This window comes from Streptomyces sp. NPDC104831 (assembly GCF_055583025.1).
The window spans coordinates 8,398-17,992 of the sequence record NZ_JBVJOT010000057.1 but is presented as its reverse complement, the minus strand read 5'-3'; the positions used below and the strand labels follow the sequence as shown (position 1 = coordinate 17,992).

Genomic DNA, 9,595 nt, shown 5'->3' with positions numbered 1-9,595 from the left:
ACACCCCCACCCCCCCCCCCCCCCCCCCCCCCCCCCCCCCCCCCCCCCCCCCCCCCCCCCCCCCCCCCCCCCCCCCCCCCCGCTCCCCCGGTGCCGGACCGCGGCGCCGTGCCGTCCGTGTGCCGTCACCAGCACATGACCGCCGTCTCTCCCGGCCCCCACGTGGAGTACAGGCGGATCCGGACGGTGTAGCGGCGCCCCTTGACCAGCCGCACCCGGACGGCGGCGCCGTCCGGCGTGCCGCCGTCGTCGTGTCCCGCGAGGAAGCGCGGCTCCCCGTCCCGCTCCTCGAAGACCACCAGCACGGTGTCGGCCTCGCCGAAGGCGCCCACGGTGTACTCGCGGGTCTGCGGCGGCTCGACGGTGAAGTCCGCCTGCTCGCCCGGCCCGAGGCCGAGCGGCACCGACCGGAACGGCACCAGCGCGGCGGGCCCCGCCGGACCGGCGGGCGGATACCAGCGCAGCGCGAACTCCTTGTCGGCCGGGGAGGGGCTGCCGGGCGGCCGCAGCCCGCCGCGGTACTGCTCCGGCTCCAGCACCAGCCCCGGCCCGAGCGGCAGCGTCATGACCGACTGCGGGTCCCATACCGAGGCCTCCGCCGCGCCGGTGTCCAGCCGGCCCAGCACATTGGTGTACGTCGTCTCCCGGCTCCAGAAGTTCGGCGGGCCGGCCAGCTCCGCGTACACCGCCTCGTCGTCCCAGTGCAGCCCCGCGCAGGGGCTCTGGTGCTCGTGCACCATGCCGAGGGCGTGCCCGATCTGATGCAGCACCGTGCCCCGCTCCCCGGGTGCGGTCACGTCCCAGCCGAGGTTCATGGTGCGCTCGCCCCGGCCCGCCGACAGCGCGTCCCGGCCCACCGCCGACCAGGACCCGGCACCGGCCTGGAACCCGATCCGCAGCTCCGCCTCGTGCCGGTCGGCGACCTCGGCGAAGGTGACGCCGATGCCGAGGTCCTGCCACTCGCGGAAGCAGTCGCGGGCCACCTCCCGCTGCTCGGCGCCGCCCGCCCAGGGCACCCGGCGCAGCTCCCCGGTGCCGGGGACCGGGATGACCGAGGCGTCGGCGCGGGCGTCCAGGAAGCAGTAGTGCAGCACCGTGCCGTTGACCCACATCCGCCGCCCGGCGAGCAGGGCGCCCAGCCGCTCGGCGGTCAGTCCCGGGGCGAACGCCGGGACCGGCTGCCGCGGAAGCGAGCAGAGGCGTCGGGTCATGCCGACAGGATGCCGCCCCACCCGGCGGCGCGCCCGAGTCGGGGGCTACTCAAGTCGCCCTGTATCAGAACCGAGTACCCGCGCTCAGCATGGTGTGAGCACTGACGAACTGCACCCGAAGACCCTGGACGCGCCCTGGCCGTTCACCGGCCGGGCGGAGGAACTGGAGCTGGTGCGCGGCGCGTCGGCCGGCGGGCGGCCCGGCATCGCGGTGACCGGACCGGCGGGCCACGGCAAGACCCGGCTGATCACGGAGGCGGTCCGTGGCCTGGACCACGCCCGGGTGACCGGCACGCCCGAGGCCCGGCGCCTGCCCCTCGCGGCGTTCGCGCACCTGCTCCCCGACACCCTCTCGCTGCACGGCGCCCTCCGCGCGCTGTCCGGTGTGCGGGTCCTCGTCGTGGACGACGCCCAACTGCTGGACGAGACCTCGGCCGCCCTGGTCCACCAGCTGGCCGTCCACGGCCGCACCCGGCTGATCGTGGCCGCGGCCGACGGCGTACGCGCGCCCGGCGCGGTGACCCGGCTGTGGACCGGGGAACTGCTGCCCCGGCTGCCCCTCGGCCCGCTGCCGGGCGAGGACACCGCCCGGCTGCTCGCCGGCACCGGCCTGGAACCGCTCACCGTGCGCCGCCTGCACCAGGCGTGCCGGGGCGACCTGCGGCTCCTGCGCGACCTGGTCACCGCGCTCACCACCCCCGGCCGTCCGGCGCCGGCCCCCGGACCGGACTCACCGACGTCCGGCCCGGGGGCGGAGCCGGACGAAGTCGCGTCGGCGCCCGGCCCGGGGGCGGCGTTCGCCGGGGCCGACCGGGTGACGGCCGGCCCGGGGGCCACGCACGCCGGAACGGACCGCCCGCTGCCCGACCCGGAAGCCGTGCGCGTCCGGACCGTACGGGTGACGCCTGACGTGGAAGCCATGCGCGTCCGGACCGTACGGGTGACGCCCGACGTGGAGGCCATGCGCGCCGCAAGCGACCGGATGACGGCCGGCTCGGGGGCCGGGCCCGCCGCATCGGGCCCGCCGGTGCCGGCTCCGGGGACGGGGCTCGCCGCGCCCGGCCGGCCGGCGCGCGTCGCCGGTACCGGTGAGTGGGCCTGGCGGGGGCCGTTGCCGGTCACGGCGGCGGTGCGCGAGCGGGTTGCCGGCGCCCTGGAGCGGTCCGGTCCCGGTGAACGCGACGTCCTGGACCGCCTCGCCTTCGCCGAACCCCTGCCGCTGCCGGCGGACGACCTGGACCTGGACGCCCTCGAACGCCTGGAGGCCGACGGTCTGATCGACGTCGGCGCACAGGGCGCGGTCACCCTCGCCCACCCCCTGCACGGCGCCGTGCTGCGTGCCTCGGCCGGCCGGCTGCGGGCCCGGCGGCTGGGCCGCGCGGTCCCCGCGTACGGCCCGGCGCTGGAGGCCGAACGGCGTTCGCTGGTGCGGCGGATGGAGCGGCTGGACGTCCGGCCGGTGCCCGCGCCGGTGGGGGAGTGGCTGGTGGCGCACGGCGGCCCGCTGCCCGCCCGGTACGCCGGGGCCCGCGCCCGGTTCGCGCGCCTGCGCGGCGAGCTGCGCGAGGCGGCGGCCTGGGCCCGGGAGGGGCTGCGGACGGCCCCGTCGGACGACGGCTGCCGCCGGGAACTCCGGCTGGCCGAGGACGGACCGGACGGCAGGGGCGACCCGGACGACGTCCACGCCCGCTACGACGCCGTACGCCTCGGCGACCCCGGGCGGGCGGCCGGACGGCTCCCGGAAGGCAGCGTGCTGGCCCGGCACGCCGACGCCCTCGCGCGCGCGGACGGGCCCGCGCTGGACCGGGCCGCCGAGGCGCTGGCGGAGCGGGGATTCACGCTGTACGCGGCGGAGGCCCACGCCCAGGCCGCCCGGGCGCACCGCGACCCGAGCGCCGCCCGGCGGTCCCGGGCCCGGGCCGTCGCCCTGGCCCGCCGCTGCCAGGGCGCGAACACACCCGCGCTGGCCGGACTGGTCCTCGGCGAACTCACCGCCCGCCAGCGGCAGATCGTCACGCTGGCCGCGGCCGGGCTGAGCAACCGGGAGATCGCCGAGAAGCTGACGCTGTCCGTACGGACGGTCGGCAACCACCTGTACGGCGCGTACACCCGGCTCGGCACCGGTGACCGGTCCGCGCTGCCCTGGCTGGTGGACGCGCGCGAGACGGCTTAGGGGCGCCCGGGAGCGGACGTCCTCACGCCGCCCCGAACGCCGCGAACGCCCACCCCGTCGCCTGGTGGACCGCGTCGCCCGGCAGGGCGGCGCGGGCGTCCCGCAGGGCCTCGGCCAGGGACAGACCCGCGTCGAGGCCCTTGTGCAGGGCCAGCATCAGCGGCACCACCGCCGCGTCGTTGACCGGCGCGCTGCTCGCCACCACCCCGGCCGTGCCGAGCGGCAGCAGCGCCGTGACCACGCCCAGCAGTTCGTCCGCGCCGACCGAGGCGAGGCGGGCGGTCTCGCAGCTGGAGAGGATGATCCGGTACGGGCTGCGGGCCAGCCGCTCGAAATCGTGCACGATCAGCGGCCCGTCCGCCATCCGCAGCGCGGAGAACAGGGGACTGTCCGCGCGGAACGTGCCGTGCGCGGCGAGATGCGCGAGGCCCGCGCCGTCCAGCTCCGCCAGCACCCGCGGCACCCGCGCCTCGTCGTCCTCCAGGACCGTCGCCGTGCCGTACCGGTCCGCCAGCTCGGGCACCTCCGCACCGCCGGTCGCCAGGCCCGGACCGCGCACCAGCACCGGCCGGCCCTCCGGCGGCGGCTGGGTCTCCCGGGCGCGCAGCCAGCTGCCCGCCGACGGCGACACGCTGAGCACCCGCTCGCGCAGCGCGGGCAGCAGCGCCCACGGCACCTGGTGCAGCGCGCCCGGCGGCACGATCACCACCGGGCCGGACCCGAGATGCGGCACCGCGCCGCCCAGCAGCAGGTCCTGGAGCCGCCGGCCGGCCTCCTCCACCAGCGGCAGCCGCGCCTCGGCCCCCGGATGCGCCAGCCGCCGCAGCGCGGCCTGCACATGCCCGGCCTCGGCCACCGCCTGGGCCAGCGACCCGCCGGCGAACCGCCGCACCCGGCCCCGCCCGCACAGCAGGACGTGCACCCGGCCGTCGACCACGACCAGCTCCACCAGGTGCCCGGCGCCGAGCCGGTCCAGCAGCCGGTCCACGTCGAAGCGGTACCCGGCGCCCGCCGCGGCCCCGCCCATGTGCCGGGTGCGGGAGCGGATCTCCCGCTCCAGGCGCCGCTGTTCGCGCTCCAGCGCCGGCACCGGGCGGCCGTCCATCCGGGCGGCCTCCGCCCGGGCCGCGATCTCCCGGTAGGCGGTCAGCCCGCTCAGCAGCGCCGGATCGTCCGGCGGCCGGGTCGGCGGCGCGGACAGCACGGTCGCCCGCCACCGCTCGCTCCACACCAGCAGCCGCCGCGGACTGCCCTGGGCCAGGCTCACCTCCTGGGCCAGCGCCGCCAGTTCGGCGCCCTGCGCGGTCGCGTGGGCGCGCAGCTCCGAGGCGCCCAGTGTCATCCGGTGGTCGTCCAGCACGTCCAGGCCGCGCCGGCACGCCTCCAGCACGCCCCGCCGGGACCCGGCCGCCCGCGCCCGCAGCGCCTGCGCCGCCCAGCCGGTCACCCGGGCCGGCGGCGGCCCGCCGTACCGGCTGCGCGCGGCCACCGCCAGGTGCCGCTCCGCGTCCGCCGTCCAGCCCAGCGCCAGCGCGATCCGGCCGGCCAGCAGCGAGGCCTCCGGCGCGGCGGGCGAGCCGAAGGCGGCCAGCTTCCCGGCGACCGCCGCCGCGTCCGCGACCATCCGCCCCGACCGGCGCCCGGCCGCCACCCGCGCCTCGATCAGCACCAGCCGCGCGTGCGTCTCCCACCACGTCCGGCGCTGCGCCGCGAACAGCCGTACGGCGACGGCGGCACGGGCTATGGCGGTGTGCGCGTCCCCCGCCGAACGGGCCGCCCAGGAGGCGGCGAGCAGCAGTTCGGCCTTGCGGGTGGACTGCCCGCCGATCCGGTCCAGTTCCGCGATCGCCGCGTCCGCCTCGGCCAGCGCCTCCGGCGCCAGCCCCGCCGCCCGCAGCACCTCGCAGCGCCGGATCGACAGGTTGTAGGTGGGGGTGCCCAGCTTGGCGTAGCGCTCCTCGGCCTCGTCCAGCAGCCGCAGCGCCGCCGGGATGTCCCCGGACCGGAAGGCGGCCAGGCCCCGGCTCTCCACCGCGTCCGCCTTGTCGTGCTCCTGGCCGGTGGTGTCCCACAGCCGCTCCGCGGCCGTGAAGTCCGCGACCGCCCGGTCCACCGCGCCGAGCGCCAGGTGCACGGTGGCCCGCAGGGTCAGCGCCCGCGCGGTCCAGATGTCGTCGGCAGCCTGCCGCAGCACCGGCAGTGCCCGTCGTACGTCCTCCAGCGCCTCCCGGTGCCGGCCCAGCACCCACCAGACGTAGGCGCGCCGGTACAGCACCCGGGCCCGGGTGTGGCCGCCGCCCCGGGCCACGCCCCGCTCGAAGGCGGCGAGCCCCTGCCGTGTGCGCCCCGCGTGCACCAGTGCGACCCCGAGGGTCGCCAGCACGTCGGCCTCCCGGTCGGCCGACTCGGCGCGCGCGGCCAGGTCCCGGGCCCGCCGCAGGTGCCGCAGCGCGATCCGCAGGTCGCCGAAGTCCCGCTGCCAGATGCCGAGCACCTGGTGGGCCACGCTGGCGTGCAGCGGCGGCGGACCGGCGCGCAGCACGTGTTCCGCCCGTGCCCGGGCCTCGCCCGGGTCGGCGAACACCATGGGCAGCAGCTCGAGAACCGACTCGCTTCCCGCTGTCACGTCTCGCATGGTAGTGGCCTGCTGTATCAGACGGCGGTCCCGCGACTCTCACAGTCGTAGCACCGTCCACGGGGGAGGATGCCAGGTGGCACCACAGCGTTTCCACGAGCAGTTCCAGCACATCCAGCGCGCCATGCCGGACGTCCCGCTGACCATGGGTCCGGACGGCTCGGCGGGCTTGCTGTACGAGAAGGGCGTCGTCCTCGTCCCGGACGGCGAGGAGGCCCCGTTCGTCGAGGACGCCGTGCGCGCCCACTTCACCGAGACCCGGGGCCTCGTCCCCGACCACGTGCGCCGCGAGGGCCCGCAGGCCGGCCGCACCGGCGTCACCCGGATCCGGGTCGGCCACCCGGAGGAGGGCGAGGACACCGTGCCGCACGCCCTGCGCGCCGTACGGCAGGCCGAGGACCGGCGGGGCCGCCGGCTGGCGGGACGCAACCACGTCCTGCACATCGCGGTCAACGCCTGCCCCGGCGACGAGCCGGTGCCCGTCCCGCGCGGCGAACCCGCCAACCCGGCCGCCGCGGAGGGGGGTCACGACCCGGCCACCGCGGTCGGGGTGCTGGTCGTCGACACCGGCCTGGTGCGCGACCACCACCGCTACCCGCCGCTCGCCCACACCACGGGCGACGCCCAGCGGTCCGAGACCGACGCCGCCGGCGTGCTGCGCCAGTACGTCGGCCACGGCACGTTCATCGCCGGGATCCTCGCGGCCGTCGCGCCCAACACCGACATCACCGTGCGGGGCACGCTGAATGACGCCGGTGCCGTGCTGGAGTCGGAGTTCGGCGCGCTGCTCTTCGAGGCGGTCGACCGGGACGGCTGGCCGGACATCATCAGCCTGTCCGCCGGCACGCCCGGCAAGGACCCCCGCGGCCTGATCGGGCTGGACCCGTTCATGCGGGAACTGCGCGAGCAGCGCACCCTGCTGGTGGCCGCCGCGGGCAACAACGGCAGCGCCGTGCCGTTCTGGCCCGCCGCCTACGCCGGGCTGCCCGAGTACGCCGGCAGCGTGCTGTCGGTCGGCGCCCTGCGCGCGGACGGCGAGGGCGGCGCCTGCTTCACCAACCACGGCCCCTGGGTACGGGTGCACGCCCCCGGCGAGCGCCTCACCAGCGCCCTCACCGGCTTCACCGCCCCGGTGCCGTACGTCTACCAGCACTCCACCTACGACGCCTGCCGGTTCGGCTCCGACGCGTACCCGTGCACCTGCCGGTACCCGAGCCACACGGGCGTGCTGAGCGAGGGCCTGGAGAGCACGGGCGGCAAACCGGACCAGGTGATGTTCGAGGGGATGGCGCAGTGGAGCGGCACCTCGTTCGCCACCCCGGTGGTCGCGGGCCTCGTCGCCGCCCGGATGACGCGGTACGGGGAACGCGATCCGCGGGCGGCCGGGGCCGCGCTGCTGGCGGCCGCCACGGACCGGGCCGAGGTGCGCGGGGCGTACGTCCCGGCGCTCTTCCCGCCCACGTGGCGGCCCGTGCCGGTCGCGCTCCCGGCGCTGCCGGTATGAGGGCCGGGACCCTCCGCTCCACGGCGTACGATGACGTGCCGTACACAAGGGGTGGAGTCGTGGACCGAACAGAGGTCGGCGCGTTGGTCCGGTCCGCCGTCGACGGGGACGCCGCGGCCTGGAAGGCGCTGGTGGAAGGCTTGAGTCCGCTGGTGTGGTCCGTGGTACGGGCCCACCGGCTCTCGGACGCCGACGGGCACGAGGTCTTCCAGACGGTGTGGTTCCGCTTCGCCCAGCACCTCGGCCGCATCCGCGAACCCGACAAGGCCGGTGCCTGGCTGGCCAGCACGGCCCGGCACGAGTGCCTGAAGGTGCTCAAGGGCCTGGCGCGGCTGACCCTGACCGACGATCCGCGGGTGCTGGACCGGGCCAGCGAGGAGCGGACGCCGGAGGAGTCGCTGATCGACTCGGAGGAGGCGGCGGACCGGGCCGAGCGGGTCCGCCGGCTGTGGCAGGAGCTGGACGGACTGGGCGAGCGCTGCCGGCAGTTGCTGCGCGTGCTGATGGCCTCGCCGCCGCCGAGCTACGGGGAGATCTCGGCCGCGCTCGGCATCGCGGTCGGCAGCATCGGTCCGCTGCGCCAGCGCTGCCTGCGCCGGCTGCGGGCCCGGATGGACGCGCGGGGTGCGCTGTGAACGGTGACGACGGGATGCCCGGGGAACCGGACGAACTGGCGGACGAGCTGCTGGCGGAGGAACTGCGGCGGTCCGCCGCCGTGTGGGACCCGGTCCCGCCCGGGCTGGTCCAGTCGGCCCTGGACGCGTTCGCCCTGCACGACCTGGACGCCCGGCTCGCCGAGCTGGCCTTCGACTCGCTCGTGGACGCGCTGCCGGTCCGGGGCGCCCTGGACCCGCCGCGGATGCTCACCTTCCGCGCGGGCGAGGTGACCGTGGACGTCGAGGTCACCGGGGACGGGCTGATCGGACAGCTGCTGCCGCCGCAGTCCGCGCGGATCGAACTCCTGGGCGGCCCCGGCCACGTCCGCCCGCTCACCACCGACTCCCTCGGCCGCTTCACCGGCGACCGGCCGCCCACCGGCCCGTTCGCCCTCCGCCTGCACACCGGCGCGGAAGTGATCGTGACGGAGTGGCTCCGGGCGTGACGGCCCCGGCGCGCGCCGCGGCCGGGCCGCCCCCGGCCGGGGCACGCGCCGACGGGCACCGGCTACAGCGTGTCGAGGAGTCTCGCCAGGGCCGCGGCCAGGTGGTCCAGTCCGGGGCCGGCCGGGCCGCCCGGTTCCGTCATGTAGGTGTCGCGGCGGATCTCCACCATCAGGGCGGCGACCCGGGCGTCGGTGCCGTAGAACTCCAGCGGTACGTACGTCCCGGCGAACGGGCTGTCCAGTCCCGTCCCGCCGTGGCCGGCGAACGCCTCGCGGGCGGCCTCGGCCAGCGCCGGCGGGGTGTGGAAGGCGTCCGTGCCGAGGCACACCGGCGGACGCGGCCCGGTGCCGTGCAGCTCGTAGGGGAGCGGCTCCGTCGGGTACGAGTGCACGTCGACGATCACGGCGCGGCCGGTCGCGGCCAGCCGGCCGGCCACCGCCTCGGTCATGGCCCGGGCGTACGGCCGGAAGTACCGCGCGAGCAGCGGCTCCGGGTCGGTGTCCGCGGGCCGCAGCACGGCCCGGTGCGTGGTCCGCGTGTACACCGCGCCCATCCCGGCCGCCGCCATCTCCTCCCGCTCGTCCGGGAACCGCTCCGGGTCCACCACGAGCCGCGACAGCCGGTTGACGAACCGCCAGGGCCGCACCCCGGCGAGCGCGGCGGCCCGCTCGGCCAGCTCGGCGGTGTGCGCGTCCGTGATGTGGTCCAGCTCCCGCTCCAGCCCGCCGTCGTCCAGCACGATCCCGGCGCGCACGTCGTCGGGTATCGCCCGCGCGGAGTGCGGCACGTGCAGCAGCACGGGGGAGTCCGCGGCGCCGGGCAGGAGGTCGAACGGGGTCACGGGCTGCTCCAGGGGATCGTCGGTGGCGTCGTGCGTGATCACGGTGCCACACGCCACCGACAACGGGCCCCGGCGCGGGGGGGGGGGGGGGGGGGGGGGGGGGGGGGGGGGGGGGGGGGGGGGGTGGG

The 9,595-nt window shown here is 77.7% G+C and carries 7 protein-coding genes; 4 read left to right on the top strand and 3 right to left on the bottom strand.

Translation table 11 applies throughout. The annotated features are described in order from the left end of the window. Positions 1-125: 125 nt before the first annotated feature. Complete coding sequence (absR1, locus tag ACZ63H_RS30915) at positions 126-1,211, bottom strand: beta-glucuronidase AbsR1 (RefSeq protein ID WP_469870730.1); 1,086 nt, start codon at positions 1,209-1,211, stop codon at positions 126-128. Between the two features lie 94 nt (positions 1,212-1,305). Between absR1 and ACZ63H_RS30910 the strand changes: the two genes are divergently transcribed. Next, positions 1,306-3,384 (top strand): helix-turn-helix transcriptional regulator, encoded by a 2,079-nt coding sequence (locus tag ACZ63H_RS30910; RefSeq protein WP_469870728.1) that lies wholly within the window; start codon positions 1,306-1,308, stop codon positions 3,382-3,384. 22 nt (positions 3,385-3,406) lie between these two features. Here ACZ63H_RS30910 and ACZ63H_RS30905 read toward each other — a convergent pair whose 3' ends face one another. Continuing rightward, a complete protein-coding gene (locus tag ACZ63H_RS30905) occupies positions 3,407-6,019 on the bottom strand; it encodes a CHAT domain-containing protein (RefSeq protein WP_469870726.1) in 2,613 nt (870 codons plus the stop codon). 76 nt (positions 6,020-6,095) lie between these two features. Here ACZ63H_RS30905 and ACZ63H_RS30900 point away from each other — a divergent pair, with 76 nt between their 5' ends. The 3 genes from ACZ63H_RS30900 to ACZ63H_RS30890 are packed head-to-tail and all read left to right on the top strand — an operon-like array spanning position 6,096 to position 8,625. Then, positions 6,096-7,523 (top strand): S8/S53 family peptidase, encoded by a 1,428-nt coding sequence (locus ACZ63H_RS30900; protein ID WP_469870724.1) that lies wholly within the window; start codon positions 6,096-6,098, stop codon positions 7,521-7,523. Continuing rightward, positions 7,520-8,158, top strand: a complete 639-nt coding sequence (locus ACZ63H_RS30895; RefSeq protein ID WP_469870722.1) for an RNA polymerase sigma factor — start codon at positions 7,520-7,522, stop codon at positions 8,156-8,158. Before ACZ63H_RS30900 ends, ACZ63H_RS30895 begins: the two co-directional genes overlap by 4 nt. Positions 8,159-8,172: 14 nt before the next feature. Continuing rightward, entirely contained in the window at positions 8,173-8,625 is a 453-nt protein-coding gene (locus tag ACZ63H_RS30890) for a hypothetical protein (protein WP_469870720.1), read from the top strand. 62 nt (positions 8,626-8,687) lie between these two features. Here ACZ63H_RS30890 and ACZ63H_RS30885 read toward each other — a convergent pair whose 3' ends face one another. Continuing rightward, entirely contained in the window at positions 8,688-9,509 is an 822-nt protein-coding gene (locus ACZ63H_RS30885) for an N-formylglutamate amidohydrolase (protein ID WP_469870718.1), read from the bottom strand. Positions 9,510-9,595 lie beyond the last annotated feature (86 nt).

Coding starts and splice junctions, on each gene's coding strand:
- ACZ63H_RS30905 (WP_469870726.1), bottom strand. CDS start 6,019: ATGCGAGACGTGACAGCGGGAAGCGAGTCGGTTCTCGAGCTGCTGCCC.
- absR1 (WP_469870730.1), bottom strand. CDS start 1,211: ATGACCCGACGCCTCTGCTCGCTTCCGCGGCAGCCGGTCCCGGCGTTC.
- ACZ63H_RS30890 (WP_469870720.1), top strand. CDS start 8,173: ATGCCCGGGGAACCGGACGAACTGGCGGACGAGCTGCTGGCGGAGGAA.
- ACZ63H_RS30895 (WP_469870722.1), top strand. CDS start 7,520: ATGAGGGCCGGGACCCTCCGCTCCACGGCGTACGATGACGTGCCGTAC.